The organism is Arsenicicoccus cauae (genome assembly GCF_043162025.1).
Taxonomy (GTDB): Bacteria; Actinomycetota; Actinomycetes; order Actinomycetales; family Dermatophilaceae; genus Arsenicicoccus; species Arsenicicoccus cauae.
This window is the reverse complement of sequence record NZ_CP171001.1, coordinates 671869-698824: the sequence shown is the minus strand read 5'-3', so window position 1 is coordinate 698824 and position 26956 is coordinate 671869. Positions and strand designations below refer to the sequence as shown.

24 protein-coding genes are annotated in these 26956 nt (G+C 72.6%); 11 read left to right on the top strand and 13 right to left on the bottom strand.

From position 1 onward, the window contains the following. Window positions 1-22: 22 nt before the first annotated feature. Together ACF3NS_RS03240 and ACF3NS_RS03235 are read left to right on the top strand one after the other, a co-directional pair. Window positions 23-1027, top strand: a complete 1005-nt coding sequence (locus ACF3NS_RS03240; protein WP_392469062.1) for a ParA family protein — start codon at window positions 23-25, stop codon at window positions 1025-1027. Continuing rightward, a complete protein-coding gene (locus ACF3NS_RS03235) occupies window positions 1024-2166 on the top strand; it encodes a ParB/RepB/Spo0J family partition protein (RefSeq protein WP_392467775.1) in 1143 nt (380 codons plus the stop codon). The genes ACF3NS_RS03240 and ACF3NS_RS03235 overlap by 4 nt, the downstream gene beginning before the upstream one ends. Before the next feature lie 198 nt (window positions 2167-2364). Here ACF3NS_RS03235 and ACF3NS_RS03230 read toward each other — a convergent pair whose 3' ends face one another. Then, complete coding sequence (locus ACF3NS_RS03230) at window positions 2365-3330, bottom strand: D-alanine--D-alanine ligase (protein ID WP_392467773.1); 966 nt, start codon at window positions 3328-3330, stop codon at window positions 2365-2367. Beyond that, the gene (locus ACF3NS_RS03225) at window positions 3327-4637 is read right to left on the bottom strand and encodes a PLP-dependent aminotransferase family protein (protein WP_392467772.1); all 1311 of its coding nucleotides are present in this window, start codon (window positions 4635-4637) and stop codon (window positions 3327-3329) included. The genes ACF3NS_RS03230 and ACF3NS_RS03225 overlap by 4 nt, the downstream gene beginning before the upstream one ends. A 147-nt stretch (window positions 4638-4784) precedes the next feature. Here ACF3NS_RS03225 and ACF3NS_RS03220 point away from each other — a divergent pair, with 147 nt between their 5' ends. Next, the gene (locus ACF3NS_RS03220; RefSeq protein WP_154592113.1) at window positions 4785-5438 is read left to right on the top strand and encodes a hypothetical protein; all 654 of its coding nucleotides are present in this window, start codon (window positions 4785-4787) and stop codon (window positions 5436-5438) included. A gap of 98 nt (window positions 5439-5536) precedes the next feature. Here ACF3NS_RS03220 and trxA read toward each other — a convergent pair whose 3' ends face one another. The 8 genes from trxA to ACF3NS_RS03180 form a co-directional block, all read right to left on the bottom strand. Continuing rightward, window positions 5537-5866, bottom strand: a complete 330-nt coding sequence (trxA, locus tag ACF3NS_RS03215) for a thioredoxin (RefSeq protein WP_288800029.1) — start codon at window positions 5864-5866, stop codon at window positions 5537-5539. A 66-nt stretch (window positions 5867-5932) separates the two neighbouring features. Further along, window positions 5933-6934: a thioredoxin-disulfide reductase gene (gene trxB, locus ACF3NS_RS03210; RefSeq protein ID WP_288800030.1), complete on the bottom strand. Its 1002-nt coding sequence runs from the start codon at window positions 6932-6934 to the stop codon at window positions 5933-5935. Window positions 6935-7114: 180 nt separating this feature from the next. Continuing rightward, window positions 7115-7996: a hypothetical protein gene (locus ACF3NS_RS03205; protein ID WP_288800032.1), complete on the bottom strand. Its 882-nt coding sequence runs from the start codon at window positions 7994-7996 to the stop codon at window positions 7115-7117. Window positions 7997-8186: 190 nt separating this feature from the next. Beyond that, window positions 8187-8738: an RNA polymerase sigma factor SigM gene (sigM, locus tag ACF3NS_RS03200; RefSeq protein WP_154592109.1), complete on the bottom strand. Its 552-nt coding sequence runs from the start codon at window positions 8736-8738 to the stop codon at window positions 8187-8189. 1 nt (window position 8739) lies between these two features. After that, window positions 8740-10623 carry a hypothetical protein gene (locus tag ACF3NS_RS03195; RefSeq protein WP_392467770.1) on the bottom strand — a complete coding sequence of 628 codons (1884 nt, stop codon included), beginning with the start codon at window positions 10621-10623 and terminating at the stop codon, window positions 8740-8742. Between the two features lie 74 nt (window positions 10624-10697). Beyond that, on the bottom strand, window positions 10698-12449 hold the full coding sequence (murJ, locus tag ACF3NS_RS03190; RefSeq protein ID WP_392467768.1) for a murein biosynthesis integral membrane protein MurJ: 1752 nt from the start codon (window positions 12447-12449) through the stop codon (window positions 10698-10700). Further along, window positions 12446-14797 (bottom strand): DUF6049 family protein, encoded by a 2352-nt coding sequence (locus ACF3NS_RS03185; protein ID WP_392467767.1) that lies wholly within the window; start codon window positions 14795-14797, stop codon window positions 12446-12448. Before ACF3NS_RS03185 ends, murJ begins: the two co-directional genes overlap by 4 nt. Next, a complete protein-coding gene (locus tag ACF3NS_RS03180) occupies window positions 14794-15285 on the bottom strand; it encodes an NUDIX hydrolase (protein ID WP_288799714.1) in 492 nt (163 codons plus the stop codon). Before ACF3NS_RS03180 ends, ACF3NS_RS03185 begins: the two co-directional genes overlap by 4 nt. Window positions 15286-15362: 77 nt before the next feature. Between ACF3NS_RS03180 and ACF3NS_RS03175 the strand changes: the two genes are divergently transcribed. After that, window positions 15363-16901, top strand: coding sequence for a CCA tRNA nucleotidyltransferase (locus tag ACF3NS_RS03175; protein WP_392467765.1), 1539 nt, complete (start codon window positions 15363-15365; stop codon window positions 16899-16901). Here the strand turns inward: ACF3NS_RS03175 and ACF3NS_RS03170 are convergent, their stop codons facing one another. After that, the gene (locus ACF3NS_RS03170; RefSeq protein ID WP_392467763.1) at window positions 16902-17564 is read right to left on the bottom strand and encodes a GPP34 family phosphoprotein; all 663 of its coding nucleotides are present in this window, start codon (window positions 17562-17564) and stop codon (window positions 16902-16904) included. 186 nt (window positions 17565-17750) lie between these two features. Further along, window positions 17751-18842, bottom strand: a complete 1092-nt coding sequence (locus tag ACF3NS_RS03165) for an inositol-3-phosphate synthase (RefSeq protein WP_288799719.1) — start codon at window positions 18840-18842, stop codon at window positions 17751-17753. 243 nt (window positions 18843-19085) lie between these two features. Between ACF3NS_RS03165 and ACF3NS_RS03160 the strand changes: the two genes are divergently transcribed. The 6 genes from ACF3NS_RS03160 (at window position 19086) to rplI (ending at window position 24664) form a co-directional block, all read left to right on the top strand. Further along, window positions 19086-21335, top strand: coding sequence for a transglycosylase domain-containing protein (locus tag ACF3NS_RS03160; protein ID WP_392467761.1), 2250 nt, complete (start codon window positions 19086-19088; stop codon window positions 21333-21335). Between the two features lie 28 nt (window positions 21336-21363). Continuing rightward, complete coding sequence (locus ACF3NS_RS03155) at window positions 21364-22746, top strand: hypothetical protein (protein ID WP_288799177.1); 1383 nt, start codon at window positions 21364-21366, stop codon at window positions 22744-22746. Window positions 22747-22865: 119 nt separating this feature from the next. Continuing rightward, entirely contained in the window at window positions 22866-23153 is a 288-nt protein-coding gene (rpsF, locus tag ACF3NS_RS03150) for a 30S ribosomal protein S6 (protein ID WP_154592101.1), read from the top strand. Window positions 23154-23201: 48 nt separating this feature from the next. Next, a complete protein-coding gene (locus ACF3NS_RS03145) occupies window positions 23202-23822 on the top strand; it encodes a single-stranded DNA-binding protein (RefSeq protein WP_392467758.1) in 621 nt (206 codons plus the stop codon). Between the two features lie 133 nt (window positions 23823-23955). Then, entirely contained in the window at window positions 23956-24192 is a 237-nt protein-coding gene (gene rpsR / locus ACF3NS_RS03140; RefSeq protein ID WP_288799179.1) for a 30S ribosomal protein S18, read from the top strand. A 22-nt stretch (window positions 24193-24214) separates the two neighbouring features. Further along, window positions 24215-24664 carry a 50S ribosomal protein L9 gene (gene rplI, locus ACF3NS_RS03135; RefSeq protein WP_392467756.1) on the top strand — a complete coding sequence of 150 codons (450 nt, stop codon included), beginning with the start codon at window positions 24215-24217 and terminating at the stop codon, window positions 24662-24664. Between the two features lie 279 nt (window positions 24665-24943). On the opposite strand, the gene ACF3NS_RS03130 is transcribed toward rplI, so the two are convergent. Then, window positions 24944-25684, bottom strand: coding sequence for a GntR family transcriptional regulator (locus ACF3NS_RS03130; RefSeq protein WP_288799180.1), 741 nt, complete (start codon window positions 25682-25684; stop codon window positions 24944-24946). 182 nt (window positions 25685-25866) lie between these two features. On the opposite strand from ACF3NS_RS03130, the gene ACF3NS_RS03125 reads away from it, so the two are divergent. After that, window positions 25867-26934 carry a transaldolase family protein gene (locus tag ACF3NS_RS03125; RefSeq protein WP_392467754.1) on the top strand — a complete coding sequence of 356 codons (1068 nt, stop codon included), beginning with the start codon at window positions 25867-25869 and terminating at the stop codon, window positions 26932-26934. The last annotated feature ends 22 nt before the right edge of the window (window positions 26935-26956 follow it).

The window sequence follows — 26956 nt, the reverse complement described above, 5'->3', positions numbered from 1 at the left end:
CGAGTCCGGTGGGGTCGACGTCGTGGAGACCTTCCGTCAGCAGGGAGACGAGGACCAGACCGAGATGACCGATGGCACGAGCACCCAGACCATCCCACCGGCCCGGCCGACTGAGCCGCTCCCGACGTCCCCCTCCGTCCCCGGATCCACACCGACCGGCCCCAGGTCCACGCCGACCGGCCGCGCGCAGACGGAGGGCGAGGCGCTCCCGGCCCCGCGCCGGACCCGTGTCATGACGGTGGCCAACCAGAAGGGCGGGGTCGGCAAGACCACCACCACGGTCAATGTCGCCGCCGCCCTGGCCACGGCAGGGCTGCGCGTCCTCGTCCTCGACCTCGACCCGCAGGGCAACGCGTCGACCGCACTCGGGATCCCACACCACGCCGAGGTGCCCAGCGTCTACGACGTGCTCGTCGACGGGGCACCGATGCGCGACGTGGTGCAGTCCTGCCCCGACGTGCCCAACCTGCTGTGCGCACCCGCCACGATCGACCTGGCCGGCGCGGAGATCGAGCTCGTGTCGCTGGTGGCACGCGAGATGCGCCTTGGGCGAGCGCTCACGACCTACCTGCGCGACGAGGAGGACCGGGGAGAGCGCATCGACTACGTCCTCGTCGACTGCCCGCCCAGCCTCGGGCTGCTCACGATCAACGCGTTCGTGGCGGCCGAGGAGGTCTTCATCCCGATCCAGTGCGAGTACTACGCCCTCGAGGGTCTCAGCCAGCTGCTCAAGAACATCGAGCTGATCAAGGCGCATCTCAACCCCTCCCTGCACGTGTCGACCATCCTGCTGACGATGTATGACGGCCGCACCCGCCTGTCCGCCCAGGTCGCCGAGGAGGTGCGGCGCCACTTCGGTGAGCAGGTCATCCGGTCGACCGTCCCGCGCTCGGTGCGGATCTCCGAGGCGCCCAGCCACGGCCAGACCGTCATGACCTACGACCCCACCAGCAGTGGTGCTCTGTCCTACGCCGCCGCGGCGGTCGAGATCGCACGGCACGGTGCCGGCGAGGGAGGTAACCGATGAGTGAGAAGCGACGGGGTCTCGGCCGTGGCCTGGGGGCCCTGATCCCGCAGGCCCCCGCCGGCGACCGTCCGATCGACGTGTTCTTTCGCGACGCAGAGCAGGTCAAGCCGGGCTCCGAGGTGGCCTCGGTCGCGGATGCCGCGTCTACGGCGCCGCAGCCGTCGGGCCCGCTGACGGACGACCTGGCGGACGACCTGCGTGGCCTCGGCTACGGCCGTCGACCGCTCGACGCCAGCCTGATCGCATCGGTGACGTCCGAGCGCGCGATGGCCTCCGACGGTGGCCTGCAGGCGGTGCCCGGCGCGACCTACGCCGAGGTGCCGGTCGAGGCGATCCAGCCCAACGCCAAGCAACCGCGCACCGTCTTCGACGAGGACGACATGGCCGAGCTGGTCCACAGCGTCACCGAGCTGGGGGTGCTGCAGCCGATCGTGGTGCGTCCCCTGCGGGGAGCCCCGGGGGAGGACCACCCGACCGCGGAGTACGAGCTCATCATGGGCGAGCGCCGCTGGCGCGCGACCCAGCGGGCGGGGCTCGCCACCGTGCCGGCGATCGTCCGCAACACCGACGACGACGAGATGCTCCGGCACGCGCTGCTGGAGAACCTCCACCGCTCCCAGCTCAACCCCTTGGAGGAGGCGGCGGCCTACCAGCAGCTGCTCGAGGACTTCGGGTGCACGCACGACGAGCTCGCCGGCAAGCTGGGGCGTTCGCGTCCCCAGATCTCCAACACGATCCGCCTGCTGCGGCTCCCTCCCCTGGTCGCGCGCCGCGTCGCCGCCGGCGTCCTCAGCGCCGGTCACGCGCGCGCGCTGCTGGGCCTCGAGGACGCCGCGGCGATGGAGCGCCTCGCTCAGCGGATCGTCGCCGAGGGGCTGTCGGTGCGGTCCGTGGAGGAGATCGTCTCGCTCGGAGGTGACGGGTCCGCCGAGCCCAAGGCTCGCCCCGCGCGCAGCAGCGAGCCGCGCCCCGAGCTGGACCAGGTCGCCACGTCGCTGTCCGACCGGTTCGACACGCGCGTCCAGGTCACCATGGGGCGGCGCAAGGGCAAGCTCACGGTCGAGTTCGCGTCGGTCGACGACCTCCAGCGGATCCTCGCCCTCATGGGCCAGGAGGGTAGCGCGGGGCCGGCCCTCTGACCTTGAGGACGGCGCGATCCCAGCCGGTACCTCCGGCCCAAGCCCAGACGCCCGCCGCGTCGCACCAGGTGCGAGGCGGCGGGCGTCTGGGCTGGAGCCCGATCAACGGCGAGCGGCGGGTGCTCTCGACGATGCTCTACCCATACCTAGCTTTGGCTAGCCCACTCTAGGACACTCTAGGACTGTGTGAGAGCGATCCTAGGCGTCGTCGCGGGCCGTGCGATGCTCCGCAATGACGCGCTCGGCGAGGTCGGCATACACATCCGCGGCCTGCAGGCCGGCTCCGGCGATGGCCAGCGGCACCTGGCTGGTCTCGGTGAGCCCCGGCGAGACGCTGCACTCCAAGAACCACGGGGTGCCGCCCGCGTCGACGATCAGGTCCGTGCGGGACAGGTGGCGGTGGTCGAGCACCCGGTGCGCGGTGAGGGCTGCCTGCAACGATGCCTCGGTGGCCTCCGGCGACAGCCGCGCGGGGGTGAAGTACTCGGTCTCGCCCGCGTTGTACATGTGGTCGTAGTCGAAGACCCCGTCGACCGGGCAGATCTCGACCGGTGGCAGGGCCCGCAGCTCGCCGTCGGCCCGCTCGATGACCGTCACCGAGACCTCCGTCCCCTCCACGACGTGCTCGACGAGCGCCAGATCGTCATAGGCATAGGCGTCCACCAGGGCCGCGCCCAATTCCGTCGCCGTCCGTGCCACGTGGAACCCGAGGGCCGAGCCACCACGGGCGGGCTTGACGGCGAGTGGGAGGCCCAGGTCGCGGGCCAGGCGCTCGAGGACGGCCCCGGCGCCGATCTGACGGAAGGTGCTGTGCGCGACCGCCACGTGCGCCGGGGTGGCCACGCCGGCACGCGCCACCAGGGCCTTGGCGACGGGCTTGTCCCACGCCATGCGCGAGGAGGGCCCCCGCGGCCCGACGAACGCCAGACCCAGGTGCTGCAGCACGTCCCGCAGGGAGCCGTTCTCCCCCGGCGAGCCGTGCAGCGTGGGCCACACGAGGTCGGGCTGCAGGGCGTCGACGGTGCCCAGCAGGTGGCGGTCGAGGTCGGCGATCTTGACCTGGAAACCCTTGGAGCGCAAGGCTTCTGCCAGACGCCGACCTGAGCGGACGGAGACCTCGCGCTCGTGCGAGAGGCCACCTGCGAGGACGAGGACTGAGGTCATGACACATCCGGTGAGGGGAGGAGGACTCGTCGAGCCCGGGAGCGGGTGGAATCGTCATACGGTCCGAAGGTCTCGAGCAGCTCCTGCTCGCGCTCGACGACGGTGGCGAAGCGGCGCACGCCCTCGTGGATCCGCTCCGAGGTGGGGTAGGAGAAGTTGAGACGGGCGTTGCGCCGGCCGGTGCCATCGGCGTAGAACCCGGTGCCGGGGGCGTAGGCGACGAGCTCCTTGACCGCGAGGGGCAGCATGGCCTTGGTGTCAAGACCCTCGGGCAGCTCGATCCAGAAGAACAGGCCACCGCGCGGGAGGTTCCACCGGGCCTGCGGCAGCAGCGACCTCAGCGCGTCGGCCATCGCGTCGCGGCGCTCCTGGTAGAGCGCGCGGTAGCTCGCGGTCTGCGCCTGCCAGTCGATCTCGGACAGGTAGCGCGAGGCCACCGCCTGGGTGAACGCGCTGGGGCACAGGATCGCGGCCTCGTTGGCGAGCACGAGCTTCTCGCGGACGGCGTGCGGTGCCACGGCCCACCCGACCCGCAGGCCGGCGGCAAAGATCTTGGAGAAGGTGCCGAGGTAGATGACGCCGTCCGCGTCCATGGACTTCAGCGCCGGGTAGGTGCGCCCCTCGAACCCGAGCAGGCCGTAGGGGTTGTCCTCGACCACGAGGATGCCGTGCCGTCGGCAGATCTCGAGCACCCGAGGGCGGCGATCGTCGGACAGCGCGGTGCCGGCGGGGTTCTGGAAGGTCGGGACGGTGTAGAGGAACTTGATGCGCCGACCCTCGGCCAGCAACCGCGTGATGTGCTCCTCGAGCGCCTCGGGCACGAGCCCGTCGGCGTCGCAGGGCACATGGACCACGTCGGCCTCGTAGGCCGCGAACACCCCGAGCGCACCGACGTACGACGGTGACTCGGCGATCACGACGTCACGCGGGTCGAGGAAGACCCGGGCCACCAGGTCGAGCGCCTGCTGGGAGCCGGTCGTCATGACGATGTCATCCGGGTGCGCGTCGAGGCCCTCCAGCGCCATGACCTCGAGCAGCTGGTCCCGCAGGCGCTCGTCGCCCTGCCCGGAGGAGTACTGCAGCGCCGTCAGGCCCTGGTCGAGGAGCAGGCGCTGCACCGTGTCGCCGACCAGCTCCATCGGCAGGGCGCCGATGTTGGGCATGCCGCCGGCGAGGGAGACCACCTCGGGGCGGGAGGCGACGGCGAACAGGGCGCGGATCTCGGAGACCTTCATCCCGGCGGTGCGTGCGGCGTAGGACTCGATCCAGGGGTCCAGTCGTGAGCCAACGGGATGCTGGTCGGTCATGCGCGCTCCTTCGACGTGTGGGCCGGCACGGCGAGCGGGGTCGGCCCGTAGCCTGGGACCAGGGTGAGGTCTGCATCCTCGCACGACCGCCCGAGGCAGCGTCGCAGTGTCCGGGCGCGCCGGAGCCAGGACAGGGAGGATCGTGCCATGACCGGTCGTCAGGTGGTCCCGCTGACGGCTGCGACCACGGACCTGCTCCGGCCCTCCTGCCGGGGCTGCGTGCGCTGGCTGCGTGACCCGGTGGAGGCGCACGCGGACGCGGCCCGGCACTCGGTCCCCGGGCTGCGAGCGTGGGCCGAGACCGTCACCCACGAGTGGGGTCCGCCCGGGCTGCTCGTCCGGCAGGACGGGCGCACCGTGGCCCACGTCGTCGTGGCGCCGCCGTCCCTGGTGCCCCGCGCGGCGCTGCCGGCGACGGCCCCCGTCTCGGACGACGCCGTGCTGCTGCTGTCCCTGTCGTCGAGCAGCCGGGCGTTCACCAAGGTCGCCGTCCAGTCTCTCGGCCGCGAGCTCCTGCGACGCACGGTCCGGGCCGTCGAGGCGTATGGCGGGCCCGCCGTCGTGACCGGGTGCCTGTCCTCGGCGGAGGTGGCCCAGAGCGACCTGCCGTGGCCGCCGCCGGACGTGTGCCGGGTGCCCACGACGCTGCTCACCGGCGTCGGGTTCACCGTCGTCCGGCCGCACCCGACGTGCCCCCGGCTGCGGCTGGACCTGCGCTCGACCGCCACCGTGCGTGAGGACGTGACCTCGGCTGTGCGGGCGTGGCTCGCGGACCGCGCGACGGCCCCCGCCGCGACCTGACCAGGGCGCACGACGACGCCCGCCTCGACCTGAGGTCGGGGCGGGCGCCGGGACGTGCTGGCTGCGGGTGCGACCCGCGAGCCGGGTGCGGTGGCGGGTCAGCCGATGTAGTCCGCGAGCTCCTTGAGGATCCGAGGCTTCGGCTGCGCGCCGACGATGGTCTTGACGACCTCGCCACCGACATAGACGTTGATAGTCGGCAGACCGGTGACGCCGTACTTCGCGGTGGTCTGGGGGTTCTCGTCGGCGTTGAGCTTCACCACGTCGATCTTGTCGGCATACGTGCCGGCGATCTCGTCGAGGACCGGAGAGATCTGGCGGCACGGTCCGCACCAGGACGCCCAGAAGTCCACGAGGACGGGCTTGGGGTTGTGCAGGACGTCCTGGTCGAACGTCGCGTCGGTCGTGTCCTTGGTGTTGGCACCCATCGCGGGCTCCTCCTGTGGTCGGGTGGTCGGGTGGTCAGGTGGTGCAGGCAGGTCGGTGAGGTGCGGTCAGCGCGCCATCGCGGTGGCCTGCGGCTCGGCCGTGAGCGACGCGTCGGTCGCCGGCGCGCCGGCCTCGTCGCGGGCCGCGAGGTAGCGCTCGGCGTCGAGGGCCGCGGCGCAGCCGGACCCCGCGGCGGTGATCGCCTGGCGGTAGGTGTGGTCGACGAGGTCGCCGCAGGCGAAGACGCCGGGCAGGTTGGTCTCGGTGCTGCGCCCCTGGACGAGGACGTAGCCCTCGTCGTCGAGGTCGACGGCGCCCTTGACCAGCTCGTTGCGGGGGTCGTGGCCGATCGCGACGAAGACGGCCGAGGTCTCGAGCACGCGCTCCTCGCCGGTGACGGTGTCGCGCAGGGTCACGGACTCGACCTTGGTGTCGCCGTTGATCGAGGTGACGGCGGAGTTCCAGGCGAAGCTGATCTTGTCGTTGGCCATGGCTCGTTCGGCCATGATCTTGGACGCGCGCAGCTCGTCCCGGCGGTGGACGACGGTGACGCTCTCGCCGAACCGCGTGAGGAAGGTCGCCTCCTCGATCGCCGAGTCGCCGCCGCCGACGACGACGATCGGCTTGTTGCGGAAGAACGCGCCGTCACAGGTCGCGCACCAGGAGACGCCGCGACCGGACAGCCGCTTCTCGTCGGGCAAGCCCAGCTCGCGGTAGGCCGAGCCCATCGCCAGGACGACCGCGTGGGCGCGGTGCTCGTTGCCCTCGCCGTCCGTGACGACCTTGACGTCGCCGGTGAGGTCCACCGCGGTGACGTCGTCGCGGACCAGCTCGGCGCCGAAACGCTCGGCCTGCGCGCGCATGTTGTCCATGAGGTCGGGGCCCATGATGCCGTCGCGGAACCCGGGGAAGTTCTCGACGTCGGTGGTGTTCATCAGGGCGCCCCCGGCCGTCACCGAGCCCTCGAAGACGAGCGGCTCGAGGTTCGCGCGGGCGGCGTAGACGGCGGCGGTGTAGCCGGCCGGGCCGGAGCCGATGATGATGACGTTGCGGACGTCGCTGGTCATGAGGTCCTTCATCCCTGGGTCGTGTGGTCGTCGGTCGGGGCCGACGCGTCACCCGTGGACGTGACGTCGTGGGTCCGGGACCCACTGTCCCATCGCAGGGCGCACGGGCGGAAACCGCCGGAGCGGCGTATTCATTCCAGGGGACCAAAGCCTGGACGTTTCACGTGGAACGCGGAGGAGTCAGGGGGCGCTGCTACCGGCCGGCACGAGCAGCGTCGCGCCGCTCGGACCGCAGGGCACCGCCGCGAGGTAGACGCCGATCGTGCGGCGGTCCGCGCCCTGCTGGGCGGCGATCAGGACGGCGGGGCGCCCGGCATACGAGGTGATCTCGGCCGCGACCCGACCGGTCGCGGAGCCGCCGACGGCGTGGAGGCAGTCGCGGACGCCGGTCGGCGTGCCGATGGGGCCGACGGTCGGCTGCTCGACGGTGTGGGGCGTGGTCGGGGTCCAGCGCTGCTGGAGAAGCTCTCGGCCGTACGCCGCCAGCCCGGCCTCGCCGATGGTGAGCGGACCCGCGGCCAGCCGGATCTGGACGTCCGCCTCGGCGGCACCCGTGGCGGGGTCCGTCGACTGCCCGGTCTGCTGCCCGGTCTGCTGCCCCGTCCCCTGGTCCGGGGTCGAGGACGTGGAGGCAGCTCTGGCGCTGCTCGCGGCGCTCGACCCGGAGCCGTTGGTGCCGGAGCCGAGGTTGGCGACGGCCGTGCTGAGGTCGCCCCCCGAGGACTGGATGAAGGAGGTCATCGCGATGCCGAACACGGTGACGGCGGCGGCGGCGGAGGCGACGAGGCCGAACATCCGTCGGCCGGAGGGTCGCCGCGTCGCCTGGTGCAGCGGCACGACCACCGCGATCGGGCCGTGCCCGTCGGCGTGGGGGACCGGGGCCGGGTCGAGGCCGCAGTCCGGGCGGCGGGCGCGGGACTCGGCCTCGAGCGAGGCGGTGATGCGGGCCACGAGGTCACCGGGCATGGGGCCCGGGTCGGGCAGGGAGCCGAGCAGGTCGCGCACGCCCGTCGGGTCGTGGTCGCCGTCGCCAGGTGCGTGCGACGAACGGGTCGCGGTCATCTCCGGACACCTCCCGGGGCGGTCGAGGGGGCTGCGTCGTGGCCCCACTGCTCGGCGGCCACGACCTGGCGCGGGCGCAGGGACAGCGGGGGCTGCCGGAGCCCGGGCGTGCCTGCACCATCTGTAGGACGCGCCGTGCGCGTCGTTGGTTCCCGTCGTCCTGCGGGACGCCCGTCCGGCGAGGTATCGCTCACGTGTCGGCCCGCCGCAGCCCGAGGATCTCCGCCATGGCCGCCCGGCCACGGGCGCACCGCGACTTGATGGTGCCCTCGGCGACGTCGAGGACCTGGGCCGCCTCGGCGACGCTCAGGCCCTGCATGTCGACGAGCACCAGCGCCAGTCGCTGCCCCTCGGGGAGCCGGGCGAGGGCCTGCCGGACGTCCAGCTGCACCTCGAGGGAGGCATGCTCGTCCCGACCGTCCGCGAGGTCGTACTCCGGCAGCTCGGACGTCGGGCGCACGCGCCGCAGCCGGTCCAGGCAGGCGTTGACCACGATCCGGTGCAGCCAGGTGGTGACGGCCGCCTCGCCGCGGTAGGACGCGGACCGCCGGAACGCGGCGATGAAGGCGTCCTGCACGGCGTCCGCGGCGAGCTCGCGGTCGGAGCAGGTCCGCATCGCCACGGCCCACATGCGGTCCCGGTGCCGGCGGTACAGCTCGCCGAAGGCGTGGGGGTCACCGTCGTTGTGCGCCGCCATCAGAGCACGGTCGTCGGCCGCAGCCAGGTCGAGGACGGCGCTCATGTCAGGAGAGGCTGATCTCGGACAGTGCCGCGTAGTTGCCGCCGAACATCCTCGGGCTGTTGGTGAACCACACGACGATGTAGGGGCGCTTGCCCTGGCCGGGGGGCACCGTGAGCGTCACCTCGCCCTTGCCCCCCTTGACGGTGCCCAGCACCGCGGCCCCGTCCCGGGTCGGGGTGTCGCTGCCGTAGACCGTCAGGTCCTCGCCGGAGGAGTCGGGCAGCGTCAGCTTGATCTGGGACACGTCGGAGTGTGCGTCACCGAGGTAGACCGCGAGCCCGACACCCGACTTGAGGTTGCCGAAGGTGTCGGTCCTGTAGCGCTGGCTGCGCCAGTAGGTGGACGTGTCGCCGTCGTGGACGTTGCCGACGGAGTCGTTGTTCTCGGCGTGGTCCTGACCCTCGGGGTCGTAGGCCGAGACGCCCACCACCGCAATCGGGGCGCCCGCAGGCCCGGTCGGGGCGGCCGGACGGGTCGTCACCGTGCCGTCGGCCCCCTTGGTGATGGTGACGGCGGGGGCCGTCACCGTGTAGGTGCGTGCGACCGGGGGTGCGTCGAGCTGCCGCTGGATGTTGCTGACCATCGACATGACGCCGATGACGCCCAGCACCAGCCCCAGGACCACCAGGGCGGCGAGCAGCGCCATGACGAAGTTGGCCTGCCGAGGCGAGGGCGTGCCCGTCGGGACGTCGTTGACGAAGATGGGCGCCACCGGCTCGACCGGGCGCGGTGGCTCGTCCGCCAGCGTCGACAGCGGCACCCTCGCGGGCTGGCTCTCGAGCCGACGCTGCTCCCGCTCCCGGCGGCGGTCCTCAACCCGGCGGGACGCGCCGTCGACGAGGTCGCCCACCCGACGGGCGGCCGCCTTGGTCCCGGCGGCGGTGGCGCCGGCGGCGGCGATCGCCGCGGCCTCGGCGCGGGAGGGGACGTGCTCCACGTCCTTGCGCAGGTCGTCCGCGAGCCGGTGGCCCGGGCCCTGCGGCACGGTGCCGTCGTCCGCTGCGGCGGGGGCTGCGCTGTCGTCCGCTGCCCCGGTGACGGCCGTGGGCGACGCGGGGAGAGGGTCGCCCGGGGAGCCCGCGGTGGCGTCCTCGAGCAGGGGGGTGGCACCCGGGGCGCTGGCCCGCGTCGTGGCCGGGCGCAGCGCGTCGGCGACGACTCCGGGGTCCTGGGGGCGGTCTTCGCCCGGACGGCTGCGGCCGAGGGCCCGCCGGACCAGGTCCTCGATGTCGTCCGGCACCGCGGCCACGAGCTCGGAAGGTGGGGCCGGTGCGCCACCCACGAAGGGGGTCGCCTGCAGCGAGGTCGCGTCCTGGCCCGGCCACGTGGCGGTGGTCGCCGCGTGCAGGAGGGCCGCGAGACCGATGGCGTCGGTGCGGGAGGCGGCCTGGTCGCTGCCGCCGTCCCGGCCGAGCAGGGCGGCGCGGACCGCCAGGCCACGCAGGCGCACGCTGCCGTCACGCCCGCGCAGCACGTCGTCGGGGGTGAGGGCGAGGTGGTGCAGCCCGCGGGCACGAGCGCGGTCGAGGACCTCGGCGACCTCGAGCACGATCCGCCGTGCCTCGGTGGGCGGGAGGCCGCCGTCCCGCAGCAGCTCGGTCAAGGTGCTGCCCTGGACCTCCTGCTCCACGACGTGCACGAGGCCGTCCTCGCGGCCGGCGTCGAGGATGGGCAGGAGCCGTGGGTCGGTCAGCGCGGAGGCGCGGCGAGCGGCGTCGAGGGCGGCCTCGGCGGCCGGGTCGGCGGCGTCGAGGACGGTGACGACGACGCGGCGACCGAAGGTCGTGTCGTCGGCCTCCCAGCGCTCCACGCGGTCCGTGCGCTCGAGCCGCTGCCGCAGGTGATAGCGGCCCCCGATCGACGTGCCCGGTCCGACTGCCGGCATCCGTCACTCCCTCTCGTCGTCCTGCGTGACCTGCGTCGCGTCCCCCACGGGCGGGCGGTCGTGCTCATCGCATCCTAGGCGCTGGGGGCGGCTCCGGTCCGGCGACGCAGCTGCGCGGCGACCGGTCGGAGCAGGTCGTCGACCTCCCGGATGCGAAAGGCGCGGGCCAGCCCCAGGAAGGCCAGGACGAACACGGCCCCGCCGACCAGCAGCTGCACGAGGTGGTCGAGGCGCGAGGTGCCGAGGAGCGCCGACAGACCGACGACCGAGCCCCAGGCGAGCAGGGCCGCGAGGGTGGACACGACGACCAGCCGGACGTGCAGCCGCACCACGTGCCGCACCGGCAGCCCGCCGACGCGACGCTGCGCGATGAGGACGAAGGCGACCGCCGCCGCGAGGTTGCCCAGCGTCTGCCCGGCCGCGATCAGCGCCACGACGTGCTCCCGCGGACCGACCAGCGCCAGCAGGGCGAGCGCGATCTGGATCGCCGTGAGCAGCAGCTGCAGGTGCAGGTTGGTGCGGCCGTCCTCGAGGGCGAAGAAGAAGCGCTGCTGGAGCGTGGTCCAGCCGAACGGGATCAGGCCCAGGACCATGATTGCGAACACGAGCGCCGTCTCGCTGAGGGCGTCCCCGCTGACCCGGGGCACCATGGCCATGCCCGGCACCGCCAACGGGATCGCGGCGGCGGTGATGGGCACCAGGGCCACGGAGGGCAGCGTGAGGCCGCGCGTCAGCAGTCGCCGCAGTTCGTCGGTCGCCTCGTCGTGCGCGGCGCGGGACATGCGCGGGTAGATGGCAGTGAGGATCGACGTCGTGATGATCCCGTGCGGCAGCATGAAGACGAGGAAGGCCAGCTGGTAGACCGAGATGCCCGCCACCTGCTGGCCGTCGTGCCGGGCCCAGCCGGCGACGGTGTTCATCACCGCGGCGCACGCGTAACCGCCCAGCTGGGCCACGACGAGGGCGGCGAAGGCCCACCCGGCCATCGTGGATGCCGCGCGGAAGCCGTAGCCGCGAAAGCCCCAGCGGGGACGCCACCGGAAACCGCTCGCCCGCAGGTCCGGGACGAGGGCGAGCGCCTGCAGCGCGATGCCGGCGGTGCTCGTGCCCGCGAGCAGCCAGATCATCCCCGGGGTCCACTCCTGCGGAGGGGCGGCGTGGGTGTAGCGCGCCAGGAAGACCGCCATGCCCGCGATCTGCACGAGGTTGGCGAGCACCGGCGTCCACATGAACGACGCATAGCGTCCTCGGGCGTTGAGGACCTGGCCGAGGACGGCATACAGGCCGTAGAAGAAGATCTGCGGCAGGCAGACGAGGGCGAACGCCGTCGCGAGCTCCCGCGTGGCGGGTGGGATGCGGTAGAGCGTGACCAGCGGAGACGCGAGCAGGGTCGCGATGACCGTCACGACCAGGATGGCCCCGATGCAGATCGTCAGGAGCCGGTCGATCACCTCCTGGCCGCGGTCCTCGCGCTTCATCGCCTTGGTGATCTGCGGGATGAGCACGGCGGTGAGCAGGCCACCGGACAGCAGCATGTAGATGATGTTGGGCAGCTGGTTGGCGGTGTTGAACGCGTCGGCCGACGCGGTGGTCACCCCGAGGCAGGCCACGAGCATCAGCTGGCGGACGAGCCCCAGGGGCCGGGACACGATCGAGCCGGCGGCCATGAGGGCGCTCGCCCGTCGGACGCTCTGCTCCTGCACGACGCCGTCGGCCGGGGCCGAGGCAGGCTCGGCAGCGGTGGGTGCGAGGGTCTCGTCGGTGCCGGGGCGCCCGGGGGCGGGGCCGTCCGTCGGCGGCGGTGCACCGTGCCGTGTGCTGCTCATCGAGGATCCTTGTCGGTGCTGCGGGAGGGGTCGGAGCCACCGGTGCCGAGGACCGCGTCGGCCACCGCCTCGTGGTCGCCGAGCTCGCGCTGGGCCCGGGTGGGGCCACGGCGCAGGGAGCGGGCGAGGCCGAGCACGAGGATCAGGCCGACGATACCCGCGACGAGCGCGAAGACCCACACGCTCGTGGGGCGGACGTTCATGTCCACGGTCGTCGCGGAGCCCAGCGCGATCCCGTCGGGCGTGGACAGCCGCGCCTCCAGCGGCACGGTGCCGGCCCCGAGCGCCGTCACCTCGACCTGGATGGTCGTGCGGCTGCCGGCCGCGATGGTGAGCGACTTGGTGCTCTGCGTGACCCGCAGCTTGGGGCTGCCTGGGACCAGCTCGAGGCGGACGTCGTGGACGGCATACGGCAGCGTGTTGTCGACGGTGATCTGGATCGTGCCCGAGTCCGCCAGGAAGTTGATCGTGCTCGGCCGGACCTGCACGCCGTGGGCCGCGGCGTCGATCGAGCCGCCCACCGCGTCCCGCAGCTGGCTCCAGGTCTGCGACCCACCGCGCCAGCGCGACGACGTCAGCTGCTTGATGGCGGCCGTCCAGGTCCGCGTGGTCGGGGCGTCGGCGGGCAGGATGCGCCGCAGCCCCTCCACGGTCGCGAGGTCCGACTCGAGCTCGTCCACCGTCGTACCGTCCAGCGGCGAGGGAGGTCTCGTGGGAGTGGTGGACGAGGTGACCTGGCTGCCCTGCCGCACCTGCGGGCCCTGCCCGAGGATGCTGCTGACGTCGACCTGACGCAGCCAGGGCGCCGAGGCAGTGGCCCCCCAGAGCCGACGGAGCGCGGGGCCGGACAGGGTGGTCCCGCGAGGGACGGCCACCAGGGCCGTTCGGCGCGTGCCCGGCAGCTCCCCCAGCAGGGTGAGCGACTGGCCCAGGAACTCCTGCACGACCTCGGTGTCGGAGGAGGACTCGTTGCCCGCGGTCACCTCGCTGAGGCCTTCGTCGTAGGCGAGCAGCGGTGTGCCGTCGGCGCTGCGCTGGGCCGCCCCCGGCGTGGTCTTGCGCTGGGGTGACGCGACCGCCTCCGTGGACACCACGGCCGCGGTCGGCGAGGAGCCACCGGTGGTCCGGGTCCAGGCGGTGGTCCGCCCCTCGGCCCACGAGCCGTCCGCCGGCCAGGCGATGGAGTCGGTGACGGTGCGCCCGAGCACCGTGCTCAGCGGGTCGCTGCCCGCGGGCCACACCACCGAGCTGAGACCCGGGTCGGGGGTGGCACGGACGAGGGCGGCGGTGTCGGGGTCGCCGGCCGGCAGGGACCAGACGGGCTGGTCGTCGCCCAACGCCTTGAGGCGGCCTGCGAGGGCGTCCGCCGCGGCCTTGGCGGCGCCCAGAGGATCGGACGCAGCCCCGGGGGCCGGAGGCGGGGTCTGACCCGCGGGCGAGGAGGCCGGGGGCGAGGGGGACGCCGAGCCGGGTGGGGGCGTGCCGGCGGGCGAGGGCGTGACCACCCCGGCCCTCGTGGTCGTGCTCGGGCTCGTGCTCGTGGTGTTCGTCGGTGTCGGTGCCGGTGTCGGGGTTGCGGACGCGGACGTCACCAGACCACCGGCCCCGGTCGGGGGCGTGAGGACGGCCGGGTCGACCATCCAGGTCACCGGTGTGCCGACGGCGGCGTCCAGGCGCTGCCGCAGGACGCCCCCGTCCCCGATGGTCTGCGACCAGGCGGCCCCCACCTCGCGGACGTCGCCGGCGAACAGCTCACGGCGGGCCGGCAGGGTGAGGGGGGCGATCCAGGCGAGGCGCAGCGGCTCGTACTCCTGGCTGCCGCTGACCCAGGGCAGCACCGACCGGGCCAGGGCCACGCGCTCGCTGCCGCTGCGCACCTCGACGGCCAGCGGGTAGGAGCCGAACGGCGTGCCCCGTCGCAGCGCGCTGCGGGCAATGGTCATCGTCGCCGTCGTCGAGCCCTTGGCCGGCACCCCGGCTGCCAGCGACTGGGTGGCGACCTCTCGCGTGGCGAGGGATCGCGGCTGGGTGGCGTGCAGCCAGCTCGACAGGGCCTGGCGCTGCGTGAAGGGCGCGCCGCCGAGCAGCACCCGGGCTGACAGCGGTCCGCTCGCCTGGGTGCTCGTGGACGAGACCGTCACCCGCACCGTCACGTCCTGGTCCGGCCGCACCACGGCCGGGGCGAGCTCGTCCAGGCGCACCGTGAGCCCGCTCGCCTGGGCGCTGGGCCGGGCCTCGGGGACCGTGGCGGGCGGGCGGTGAGGTATGGCGGCGGCCGCGGTCGGCATACCGACGAGCACGATCGAGGCGGCGACGGCCGCCGCGGCCCGGACCGACCGACGAGTCACCGGTCCCCCGCGAGGCGCTGCCACGCCGCCGCGGCGATGCGCCTCTCGTTGGGAAAGGTCAGCTCGGTCGTGTTGTCGCCCAGGCGCACCCAGGCCACGTCGATCGCCTCGGCGTCGGGGTCGTTCTCGATCGTGAGGTGCCCCCCGAGCGCCTCGAGGAGGTAGTGGTGGACCACCTTGTGCACGCGCGACGCCGAGGTGGTGAACCAGTAGTCGATGGAGCCCAGGGAGGCGATCACCCGCCCCTCGATGCCGGTCTCCTCGGCCACCTCACGGACCGCCGTCTCCTCGAGCGTCTCGGCCCCCTCGATGTGCCCCTTGGGCAGGCACCACTCGACGCGGCCCGCCCGGTTGCGGCGCGCGATGATCGCCAGCTCCGCCAGACCGCGCTCGACGCGCACGATCACGCCGCCCGCCGAGACCTCCTCCACCGCCGGCAGTCGACGCGGGAACCGCGCTGCCGGGTTGGTCGGATGGGGAGTGGTCACCTGAGCACTCTAACGAGACCTGGAGTGCTCGGTCGCGGTGCCACGTCGGCCCCCGCGGTCTTCTAAGGTGGGGAACTGTGCCTGGACCCACCCACCCCCCCACCGACGAGCTGCTCGCCGCCGCGGCGCGTCGGCTCGCGCCCGTCACCGGCCTGCTGACCGAGCTGGGGGAGAGGTTCGGGGCGGCCGGGCACGAGCTCGCCCTCGTGGGTGGGCCGGTGCGGGACGCCGTCCTGGGCCGCACGTCCATGGACCTCGACCTCACCACCGACGCCCGCCCCGAGCAGACCGAGCGCCTGCTCCGCGGCTGGGGCGACGCGCTGTGGGACGTCGGGCGGGCGTTCGGCACCATCGGGGCGCGCAAGGACGGCTGGCAGGTCGAGATCACGACCTACCGCAAGGACGCCTACGACCGCACCACCCGCAAGCCCGAGGTGTCCTACGGCGACCGCCTCGAGGACGACCTCGTCCGCCGCGACTTCACCGTCAACGCGATGGCGCTGCGGCTGCCCGACCTGACCTTCGTCGACCCGCACGACGGTCTGGGCGACCTCGCCCGCGGGCTGCTGCGCACGCCGGGGACGCCGGCCGAGTCGTTCGGCGACGACCCGCTGCGCATGATGCGGGCGGCGCGCTTCGTGTCTCAGCTGGGCCTCGCGCTCGACCCCGAGGTGGAGGCGGCGATGCGCGAGCGCGCCGGGTCGCTCGAGATCATCTCCGCAGAGCGGATCCGCGACGAGCTGGTCAAGCTGATGCTGACCCCCGACCCCAGGCCCGGTCTCGAGGTGCTCACCGACACCGGCCTCGCCGACGTCATGCTGCCCGAGCTGTCCGGTATGCGGCGCACCGTCGATGAGCACAACCGCCACAAGGACGTCTACGAGCACTCCCTCACCGTCCTCGCGCAGGCCATCGACCTGGAGCTCCCCGCCCCCCAGCCGGGTCGCGGGACGGCGGCGGCCGAGCCGGGGGCGGTGGCCCCGGCCGACGGCGGGCCCGTCATACGGCCTGATCTGGTGCTGCGACTCGCGGCGCTGCTGCACGACATCGGCAAGCCCGCGACGCGGCGGTTCGAGCCCGACGGGGGCGTGTCCTTCCACCACCACGAGCTCGTGGGCGCCCGTATGGCGACCAAGCGGCTCAAGGCCCTGCGCTTCGACAAGGACACGACCAAGGCGGTGTCACGGCTGATCGAGCTGCACCTGCGGTTCCACGGCTACGGCGACGGCGAGTGGACCGACTCCGCCGTGCGCCGCTACGTGACCGACGCGGGGCCGCTGCTGTCCCGGCTGCACCTGCTGACCCGCGCCGACTGCACCACGCGCAACATTCGCAAGGCGGGCCGGCTGCGGCGCAGCTACGACGGCCTGGAGGCGCGCATCGAGCGGCTGCAGGCCGAGGAGGAGCTCGCCGCCATCCGGCCCGAGCTCGACGGCAACGAGATCGCCGAGGTGCTCGGCATCCGGCCCGGGCCGGTGCTCGGACGCGCCTACAAGCACCTGCTCGCGGTGCGCCTCGACGAGGGCATGATCGGGCGCGAGGAGGCGGCCATGCGCCTCAGGCAGTGGTGGGTCACCCAGCCCGAGTCCACCGAGCAGCGAGACCAGCCGGACTAGCTAGACCAGCTCGTCGATCGCTGCGAGGACGCGCCCGCACGGCCCGTGCACGTCCGTCAACGCCCGCACCTCGAGCGCCGTCTGCAGCGCTCGCTCACGGTCGGCCTCGAGCTCGGGCATGGCGACGGTCAGGGCTCCGATCGCGTGCAGCAGGCCGATGAGGTGCCGGGCGCGGTCGTCGGGCTCCGCGTCGTGCAGCAGCACGTCCGCCAGGTGCTGGCGCACCGAGTCCTCGTGGGTGCTGTCGACGGCGACCCAGGTCGTCCGAGGGATCATCGACTGGCGGGCGGGGGCCTCGCGGCGGAGCACGCCCTTGGCCTCCAGGTCACGGTGCAGCGCCGGATAGAGGGCCCGGCCCATGATCGGCAGGACGTTGGTGAGCTTGCGACCCTGCATCCCGCGGAAGGTCTCCAACGCCCCGTCGAGCACGGGGTCGGCGTCGTGGGTGACCTCGTCGTCGATGGCGAGCCGGCCCGCCTGGATCGGCTCGCCCAGCGACCCGACCACGTGCTCGTGCTCCTCGACGACCCGCACCTGCTCGATCGCCCCCAGCTCGCTCAGCGCGCCACCGGCGACCGCAAGGTCCAGCACGCGCTCGGGCACGCTCATCCGGCCCGTCTCGTCGTCGGTGAGCAGGAGCAGGAGTTCCTCGGCGAGCTGCATGGCTCGACCGTAGACCCCGGTCGGCCCCGCCGCGACCCCTCGCGCCGGTGCGGCCCCACGAACGAGACGACCGCCACACACACCGGTCGCGCAGACCTGAGCACCGTCCACCGTGCCCAGGTCTCCGCGATCACCGGTCGGCGCGTCGCCCGCCTGCGGGGGCTGTCGGGCTGTCGGTCACGGGCGTCAGCGGCTCTCGCTGCCGGCGATGAAGGCCTCGAGCTTGGCGCGGCCCTCGTCGTCGGGACGCTGCTCCGGCGGGGACTTCATCAGGTATGCCGCGGGTGAGAGCAGCGGACCCCCGATGCCCCGGTCCAGCGCGATCTTGGCCGCCCGGATCGCGTCGATGATGATGCCCGCCGAGTTGGGGGAGTCCCAGACCTCGAGCTTGTACTCCAGGTTGAGCGGCACGTCGCCGAACGCCCGGCCCTCCAGGCGGACATAGGCCCACTTGCGGTCGTCCAGCCACGCCACGTAGTCCGACGGGCCGATGTGGACGTTGCGGTCGTCCGTCTTGCCGGCCAGCTCGCCGTGCAGGTTGGAGGTGACGGCCTGGGTCTTGGAGACCTTCTTGGACTCCAGGCGCTCGCGCTCGAGCATGTTCTTGAAGTCCATGTTGCCGCCGACGTTGAGCTGATAGGTCCGGTCCAGCGCCACCCCGCGGTCCTCGAACAGCTTGGCCAGCACGCGGTGGGTGATGGTGGCGCCGACCTGTGACTTGATGTCGTCGCCGATGATCGGGACGCCGGCGGCCTCGAACTTCGCGGCCCACTCGGGGTCGCTCGCGATGAAGACGGGCAGCGCGTTGACGAACGCGACCTTGGCGTCGATCGCGCACTGCGCGTAGAACTTGTCGGCCTCCTCCGACCCCACGGGGAGGTAGGACACGAGCACGTCGACCTCGGCGTCCTTGAGCGCCTGGACCACGTCCACGGGCTCGGCCGTGGACTCGTCGATGGTCTGGCGGTAGTACTTGCCGAGGCCGTCGAGGGTGTGCCCGCGCTGCACCTCGACGCCGAGCGTCGGCACGTCGCAGATCTTGATCGTGTTGTTCTCGGAGGCGTTGATGGCCTCGGAGAGGTCCTTGCCGACCTTCTTGTCGTCGACGTCGAACGCGGCGACGACCTCGACGTCGCGCACGTGGTAGTCGCCGAGCAGGACGTGCATCAGCCCCGGGACCGTGTCCTCGGGGCTGGCGTCCTTGTAGTAGTGGACGCCCTGGACAAGGGACGTCGCACAGTTGCCGACGCCGACGATCGCGACGCGCACTGCAGGCATGGGTGCTCCTCGTGTGGATGGCTGGGTGGCGGGGACCCGTGGCAGGGCCGGCTGTATGCCGTCCGCCCGTCACCGACATGACAAACACGCACTTTGTCATGTCCGTGCGGCCTTGTCACGCCGCCGTGCGCGTCCGGCTGGGGGAGGGGACCGGCGATGCTCCGGGCGAGGACCAGGAGGGGCCGTCATACTGACGGGCAGACCGGAGGTGGGCCCACCACCTCGGAGCATCGAGGAGATCGCGTGAGCCCAGCCACGACCCAGGGCGCCGGTGCCGGCGTCGGCCCCGGGGGCAATCCGTCGAGGACGGCGCGCAAGCCCCGCAAGCCCCGCCGCCGCAGCGGGTGGGCTCGCTTCCTGACCTGGCTCGGCCTCGCGCTGGTGACGCTGCTGGCGCTCGGCGCCGCCGCGGTGGCCTATCTCTACTCGACGATCGACATCCCCGACCCCAACCCGGCGTCGCAGGCGCAGATCTCGACGGTCTACTTCGCCGACGGCAAGACCGAGATGGGCCGGCTGACGGGTGGCACCAACCGCGAGAACGTCCCCCTGAGCAGGGTGCCCGACCACGTGCAGAAGGCCTTCCTCGCGGCCGAGGACCGCTCCTTCTACTCCAACAACGGAGTCAGCCCGAGCGGTATCGCCCGCGCGATCAAGGTGTCCCTGGAGGGTGGCGCGACCCAGGGCGGGTCGACCATCACGCAGCAGTACGTCAAGAACACCTTCTTGACCAGCGACCAGACGGTCCAGCGCAAGCTCAAGGAGATCATCATCTCCGTCAAGCTGGACCAGCAGCGCAGCAAGGACCAGATCCTCGAGGACTACCTCAACACGATCTACTTCGGGCGCAGCGCGAGCGGCATCCAGACGGCGTCCAAGGCGTACTTCGGCAAGGACGTCTCGCAGCTGACCCCCGCCGAGGGCGCCCTGCTGGCGTCGGTCATCCGTGGCCCCTCGATCTACGACCCCTCCCGCTCGGCGAGCAACCTGGCCCGCAGCAAGGAGCGCGTGTCGTGGATCCTCGACGCGATGGTCGACCAGGGCTGGCTCACGGCCGCGCAGCGGTCCCAGGCGGTCTATCCCACCGTGGTCAAGGCCAAGCCCATCGAGATCACCGGCGGCACCAACGGCTACCTGGTCGACCTGGCCAAGAAGGAGCTGGTGAGCCGGGCCAAGCTGGACGAGGACGCCATCGCCAAGGGTGGTCTGCGCATCGTCACGACCGTGGACCAGAGATACCAGCAGGCGATGATCGAGGCCATCGCCGACCGCGGTGCGGCCGACGACATCGAGGGCGCGCAGACCGGGATGTCCGCGGTCGAGCCGGGCACCGGGGCGATCAAGGCTCTGTATGGCGGGACCGACTTCGCCAAGCGTCCCTACAACAACGCGGTGGACGCGCACCTGTCGGCGGGCTCGACCTTCAAGGCCTACACGCTGGTGGGGGCCCTGCAGAACGGCTACTCCACACGGTCCCGCGTGAGCGGCTCCTCGCCCTACCAGGTGCCGGGGACCAACGACGAGATCGAGAACGAGTTCAACCAGCAGTACGGCTGGATCGACCTGCGTCAGGCCGCCGCGGACTCGGTCAACACGGCGTTCGTGCGGCTCAACAAGGCGATCGGCCCGGCCGCCACCAAGAAGGCGGCCCTGGACACCGGGATCCCGGGCACCGCGCAGGTCAACGTCGAGGACAACCTCACCAACACCCTCGGCACGGCCACCCCGAGCGTCCTGGACAACACCAACGGCTACGCGACGATCGCGGCCGAGGGCAGGCGCGCGACACCGCACATCATCGCCTCGGTCAAGAGCTCCGACGGGGAGGTGGACTACACCGCGTCGACGAGCACGACGCAGGCCATCGACCGGGACGTGGCCGTGGACGTCACCGAGGCCCTGACCCACCCGATCACCGAGGGCACTGCGTCATACGCCCAGCGGGTCCGGCGTCCCGCCGCCGGCAAGACCGGCACGGCCGAGGACCACAAGGAGGTCTGGTTCATCGGCTATGTCCCGCAGCTGGCCGCGGGGTGCGCGATCTACAAGCCGTCCGAGGACGGCAGGACCAACGTGCCGCTCGGCCGCAACGTCGGTGGCTACAAGTATTGCGTGCCGATCTGGACGCAGTTCATGCGCACGGTGCTGGAGGGCGTCGAGGAGAAGGACTTCCCCGAGCGGGTCGGCGTCAACGACGAGGATCGCAAGAACATCGGCACCCGGCCGCGGTCGACGTCCACGGCGCCGGCGGGCCCGGGTGGCTCGGGCAACTCCGGCACGGGCGACACCGGCCGTGCGAGCGCGCCCGCCACCTCCTCGGCCGCGCAGCCGTCGCAGACGCCGACGCAGGACACGCCGTCGGCGCCGAGCGGCCCGGCCGAGCCTGCGCCCTCGCGCACGGCGGTGCAGCCGTCGGCGACAGCGCCGGCCCCGGCCCCGCCGCCGCCCCCGACCCAGACGGCCCGCAGCGCCCCCACGTCGGCCACCGGCTGAGCGGCGGGCGAGCGGGCATGATGGGCGCATGCAGCTGAGCGACCCCACCCGCACCGTCGCGCCCACCCGCGAGGACCCGGTGGCTCGGGTCGCGAGCGAGTGGCTGGGTGGTCCGGTCGGGCGGTATGCCGCCATCGGCCGCCGTGGCCTGGGTCCCGCCGTGGTCGTCCTGTCCTGCACGGCGACCGTGCTGATGGCCCTGTCCGTCCTCGTCCGTGGACACTGCCTCGCGCGGGGCTGGCGTGCGGCGGACCAGTTCTGGCACGCCTGCTACTCCGACATCCCCGTCGTCTACCAGAGCAGCGGCCTGGCGGACGGCGGTTTCGCCTACGGCCACGGGTCCGGGGTCGGGCAGCCGGCCGGCACAGGTGTCGTGATGTGGCTGCTGTCGCTGCTGGTCCCGGGCGGGCCCGAGCAGGGGCGCACGCTGCCGGCCGCCCAGGTCTACGTCGCGGCCTGGGCGGGGCTGCTCACCGTCCTGCTCGTCCTGCTCGTCGGCCTGCTGGTCCGCGCCCAGCCCCGCACCCGCTGGGCGGTGGCGCACCTCGCCCTGTCACCCGTCGTCGCGACGGCCGCCCTGGTCAGCTTCGACCTGCTGGCGGTGACCCTGGGCATCGCGGGGCTCGTGGCGTGGGGACGTCGCCACGCGGTGCAGGCCGGGATCCTGCTGGGTCTCGCGATCAGCTGCCGGTCCACGTCGGTCCTGCTGGTCCTCGCGCTCGGCCTGGTGTGCCTGCGCGCCGGGCGGCTGGTCGAGTGGGGGCTCGCGGCGGGCGTCGCCCTGCTCACGGTCGTGGCCGTCGTCGGCACCGTGGTCGCGCTCAGCGGTCGCCAGGCGCTGGACGTCTACACCGGCTGGGCGGGCGCCGCGCCGGGCTACGGCTCGCTCACCCACCTGCTGGCCGCGGCCGGCGTCGCCGTCCCGACCGGCCTCGCCACCCTGCTGGCCGTGCTCGGCTGGGTGGCGGCCGTCGTGGTGGCCGCATTCTTCGCCCTGGGCACGGCGCGGCGGCCGGCCGTCGCCGAGGTCGCGCTCGTGCTCGTGGTGCTCGTCGCCGCGACCGGCAAGAGCCTGCCGCCGCAGGCCGCGCTGTGGATCCCGCCCCTGCTGGCGCTGATCGGCGTGCGATGGCGCGACCACCTGGTGTGGGCCGCGGTGGAGGTGACCTACTTCGTCGGGGTGTGGCTGCACATCGCCGCCCGCACCGACCCCGACCGGGGCCTGCCCGCGGGGTGGTTCGGGGTGCTCGTGGTGGCCCGCATCGCCGCGTGGCTGTGGCTGGTCTTAGTCGTGACCCGGCGCGCGCGGGACGAGCCACCGGACCGCGAGGCCACCGGGCGTCCGGAGCGCGATCCCGTGGCGGGCGTCGCCGCCAACGCCCCTGACCAGGTCCTGCTCAAGGTCGTGTAGGCTAGGACGGCTCGTCTGTGTGCTCGTGACGTCCGTCGCGGTGCCCGGGCGAGCGTCATGCACACCCTCCTGTCACGGAGAGACCGTGACCGCCGAGACCAGAGGAGGTGGGTTAACGCATGCGTCAGTACGAACTGATGATCATCCTCGACCCCGCTCTCGAGGAGCGCACCATCCAGCCGTCGCTGGACAAGTTCCTCACCGTCATCACCCAGGACAAGGGCACCGTCGACAACGTCGACCTGTGGGGCAAGCGCCGCCTGGCCTACGAGATCAACAAGAACGCCGAGGCCTACTACGCCGTCGTGAACTTCACGGCCGAGCCCGCCACGGCCAAGGAGCTGGACCGCCAGCTCGGTCTGAACGAGTCCATCCTGCGGACCAAGCTCCTGCGCCCCGGCGCCTGAGTCGTTCTCGCACAGCTCGATCCACCACCGCTCGACGAGGAGAGATCCATGGCCGGAGAGACCACGCTGACGATCATCGGCAACCTCACCCAGGACCCGGAGCTGCGGTTCACGCCGTCCGGTGCGGCCGTCGCCAACTTCACCGTGGCGTCCACGCCGCGCACGTTCGACCGCCAGTCCAACGAGTGGAAGGACGGCGAGACGCTGTTCATGCGCTGCTCCGTGTGGCGTGAGGCAGCAGAGAACGTCGCCGAGTCCCTCCAGCGCGGCATGCGCGTCGTCGTCACCGGTCGCCTGGTCTCCCGCTCCTGGGAGGACAAGGAGTCCGGTCAGAAGCGGTCCGTCATGGAGATGCAGGTCGACGAGGTCGGCCCGTCGCTGCGCTACGCCACGGCCAAGGTCACCCGCACCCAGCGCGGTGGCGGTGGTGGCGGCGGCTTCGGCGGCGGCCAGGGCGGTGGCTTCGGTGGCGGCAACGCCGGCTCCGGCGGTGGCCAGGGTGGCTGGGGCGGCGGCAACGCCGGCTCCGGCGACGACCCCTGGTCGACCGGCGGTGGCGCGGGTGGCGGTCAGCAGTCCGGCGGTCAGCAGTCCGGCGGTGAGCCGGCGGCAGGCGGCCAGGGCGGCTGGGGCGGCGGAGCGCCGTCCTACGACGAGCCGCCGTTCTGACCGACCCCGAGACCCGTCCGGATCGAGCACGTCCGTCGGTGGCGGGGCATCGCGCCCGTCATACCGACATCACACTCTGAGCCGCTGCCCCAGGCCGGCGGCACCACGCATCGCACACCCAAGGAGTCCCACAATGGCCAAGCCCGTTGTGCGCAAGCCCAAGAAGAAGGCGAACCCGCTCAAGGCCGCCAAGATCGAGAACATCGACTACAAGGACACCGCGCTGCTGCGCAAGTTCATCTCCGACCGCGGCAAGATCCGCGCACGTCGCGTGACCGGTGTCTCCGTCCAGGAGCAGCGCCTCATCGCCAAGGCCGTCAAGAACGCCCGCGAGGTCGCCCTGCTGCCCTACTCGAGCTCCGCTCGCTGAGCCCGGGAAAGGACGAACTGACATGAAGCTCATCCTCACCAACGAGGTCACCGGCCTCGGTGCCCCCGGCGACATCGTCGAGGTCAAGGACGGCTACGCCCGCAACTACCTCATCCCCCGCGGTCTCGCGACCCAGTGGACCAAGGGCGGCGAGAAGCAGGTCGAGGCGATCCAGAAGGCCCGCGCCGCGCGCGAGCACAAGACGATCGAGGAGGCCAAGGACGCCAAGCAGCGTCTCGAGGTCAAGGCCTACAAGGTGCCGGTGAAGTCCGGCGAGGCCGGCCGCCTCTACGGCTCGGTCCACACCGCGCAGATCGTCGACGCGATCGTCTCCGCGGGCGGCCCCAAGGTCGACCGTCGCAAGCTCGAGGTCAAGGGGGCGATCCGCACCCTCGGCGCGTACGAGGCGACCGTGCGTCTGCACGCGGACGTCACGGCCAACGTCAAGCTGGACGTCGTCGCCGCGAAGTGACCCACCGGGGGTAGGGGCATCGACCGGCCTCCGTCCCCCAGGCTGATGGTCCTACCCCCGGTAGGTTCATCAGCCGGGTGTCGCACCGCAGGTCGAGGTGATCGACCCAGGCTGATTCGCCTGCCGTATGCCGAGAGGCCCGGCGCCATCCCCCACGGGGGCATGGCGCCGGGCCTCCCGCTGTCTGCGCGCGCGCCCATCCCGCCGACTGGTCAGTCATGGAGGCCCACGGCGTCCGATTCTGAACGGTCGGCGTGGGGGTGAGCGGGGGTGAGGGAGTCAGGGATTGCGCAGGGTGTTGTCCACGACGTACTGGTCGCCGCGGTAGGCGTGGTCGCCGTACTCGATCGGGGTCCCGTCGGCGGTGTACGACTGCCACAGCACGGTCAGCACGGCGTCGGCGCGCGTGAGCTGCAGCTGGCGCCGCTCGGTGAGCGTCGCCATCCGGGCCCCCAGCCGCTGGCGGGCCACGTCGGCGACCACCCCGCGACGCCCCAGCAGCTCGTAGAGCCCGTGCTCGCCCAGCTCGGCCGCTGTGAGCGTCGCGAACTGCGGCGGCAACCAGGACCGCAGCACCACCAGGGGGCGCCCGTCCGACCAGCGCACCCGCTCCAGATAGACGAGCGGCACGCGGGGATCCAGCCCCAGAGCCGTGGCGGCGACCTTGTTGCGACGGGCGGGCACCAGGCGGACCACCTGCGTCTGGGGGCGGCGCCCGGTGCGGTCCAGCTCGTCATACAAGGGGGTCAGGTCGTCCCGCTGGTGCACGACCGGGGAGGCGACGCGGGTGCCGATGCCGCGGTGCCGCACCAGCAGCCCGTCGGCGACGAGCTGGGCGATGGCCTTGCGGACGGTCGGTCGCGACACGTGCAGGCGGGCGGCCAGAGACAGCTCGTTCTCGAAGGGGTCGCCGGGCTGCAGGACGCCGTCGTCGATCGCGGCGCGCAGCTGGGCCGCGAGCTGGTCGTAGAGCGGTGTGGGGGCCGCACGGTCCAGCGAGACGGGCAACGGCGTGGGCACGGTTGCACAGTATCCGATCTCGTCATGGCGAGCGGGCGCGACGACGGGTGGGCCGGCACTGGGTCCCAGTGTGCAAATGTCAGGACAATAGGTTGACAGGGGATCGGCGCCCGGCTTGAATGGAATGACCCGCGAACCCACCCGCGACCCACCCGCACGTCGACGTGCACTGGAGGCAGCTGATGAGCACCAACCTGAACTCGATGGTGGAGGCCTACCCGACCACCGTCCTGTGGAACGACTCCGCGGACCCGGTCGAGCTCAAGCAGTCCATCGAGTACGGCGCGGTGGGGGCCACCTGCAACCCGGTCATCGCGGTGGCCTGCGTCAAGGCGGACCTGCCGCGGTGGAGCGCCCGGATCAAGGAGCTCGACGCCGAGATGCCCGAGGCCACCGAGTCCGAGATCGGGTGGAAGGTCGTCGAGGAGCTGTCCATCGACGCCGCCAGGCTGCTCGAGCCGGCCTTCGAGCGGTATGCCGGGCGCAACGGCCGTCTCTCGATGCAGACCGACCCGCGCCTGGCCCGCAGCGCCGCCAAGCTCGTCGACCAGGCGGAGCACTTCAGCGGGCTCGCCGACAACATCATCGTCAAGATCCCCGCCACCCGGCGCGGCATCGAGGCGATCGAGGAGGCGACCTATCGCGGGGTCAGCATCAACGTCACCGTCTCCTTCACCGTCCCGCAGGCCGTCGCCGCCGGCGAGGCCATCGAACGCGGGCTGCGGCGTCGCGAGGCCGAGGGCAGGAGCGTCGAGGGGATGGGCCCGGTCGTCACCATCATGTGCGGCCGCCTCGACGACTGGCTCAAGGACTGCGTCAAGGCCGACGGCACCGACATCGACCCCGAGCACCTGGAGTGGGCCGGAATCGCGGCGTTCAAGAAGGCCTACGGCATCTTTGCCGAGCGCGGGCTGCGAGCCCGCCTGCTGTCCGCGGCCTTCCGCAACACCAAGCAGCTGTCCGAGCTCGTCGGCGGCGACCTCGTGATCTCCCCGCCGTTCGCGTGGCAGCAGCGGATCGTCGACGCCGGGGAGGAGCTGCCCGAGCGCATGAGCGTCCCGGTCGACCCGGCGATCGTCGACGAGCTCTACGCCAAGGTCCCGGAGTTCCGCCGCGCCTACGACGTCGACGGCATGACCCCCGAGGAGTTCGACACCTTCGGCGCCACCCGCAAGACGCTGCGGCAGTTCATCGCCGCCGACGAGGAGCTCGACCAGGTCGTGCGTGACATCCTCGTCCCGGCACCCTGACGCGACCACACCGAGGAGGACG

Bases quoted from the DNA above. Each gene is read 5' to 3' on its own strand.
- trxB (WP_288800030.1), bottom strand. From the start codon at position 6,934: ATGACCAGCGACGTCCGCAACGTCATCATCATCGGCTCCGGCCCGGCC.
- ACF3NS_RS03230 (WP_392467773.1), bottom strand. From the start codon at position 3,330: ATGACCTCAGTCCTCGTCCTCGCAGGTGGCCTCTCGCACGAGCGCGAG.
- ACF3NS_RS03205 (WP_288800032.1), bottom strand. From the start codon at position 7,996: ATGACCGCGACCCGTTCGTCGCACGCACCTGGCGACGGCGACCACGAC.
- sigM (WP_154592109.1), bottom strand. From the start codon at position 8,738: ATGAGCGCCGTCCTCGACCTGGCTGCGGCCGACGACCGTGCTCTGATG.
- ACF3NS_RS03170 (WP_392467763.1), bottom strand. From the start codon at position 17,564: ATGCAGCTCGCCGAGGAACTCCTGCTCCTGCTCACCGACGACGAGACG.
- ACF3NS_RS03235 (WP_392467775.1), top strand. From the start codon at position 1,024: ATGAGTGAGAAGCGACGGGGTCTCGGCCGTGGCCTGGGGGCCCTGATC.
- rplI (WP_392467756.1), top strand. From the start codon at position 24,215: ATGAAGCTCATCCTCACCAACGAGGTCACCGGCCTCGGTGCCCCCGGC.
- ACF3NS_RS03155 (WP_288799177.1), top strand. From the start codon at position 21,364: ATGCAGCTGAGCGACCCCACCCGCACCGTCGCGCCCACCCGCGAGGAC.
- trxA (WP_288800029.1), bottom strand. From the start codon at position 5,866: ATGGGTGCCAACACCAAGGACACGACCGACGCGACGTTCGACCAGGAC.
- ACF3NS_RS03165 (WP_288799719.1), bottom strand. From the start codon at position 18,842: ATGCCTGCAGTGCGCGTCGCGATCGTCGGCGTCGGCAACTGTGCGACG.
- ACF3NS_RS03145 (WP_392467758.1), top strand. From the start codon at position 23,202: ATGGCCGGAGAGACCACGCTGACGATCATCGGCAACCTCACCCAGGAC.
- murJ (WP_392467768.1), bottom strand. From the start codon at position 12,449: ATGAGCAGCACACGGCACGGTGCACCGCCGCCGACGGACGGCCCCGCC.
- rpsF (WP_154592101.1), top strand. From the start codon at position 22,866: ATGCGTCAGTACGAACTGATGATCATCCTCGACCCCGCTCTCGAGGAG.
- ACF3NS_RS03220 (WP_154592113.1), top strand. From the start codon at position 4,785: ATGACCGGTCGTCAGGTGGTCCCGCTGACGGCTGCGACCACGGACCTG.
- rpsR (WP_288799179.1), top strand. From the start codon at position 23,956: ATGGCCAAGCCCGTTGTGCGCAAGCCCAAGAAGAAGGCGAACCCGCTC.
- ACF3NS_RS03225 (WP_392467772.1), bottom strand. From the start codon at position 4,637: ATGACCGACCAGCATCCCGTTGGCTCACGACTGGACCCCTGGATCGAG.
- ACF3NS_RS03195 (WP_392467770.1), bottom strand. From the start codon at position 10,623: ATGCCGGCAGTCGGACCGGGCACGTCGATCGGGGGCCGCTATCACCTG.
- ACF3NS_RS03125 (WP_392467754.1), top strand. From the start codon at position 25,867: ATGAGCACCAACCTGAACTCGATGGTGGAGGCCTACCCGACCACCGTC.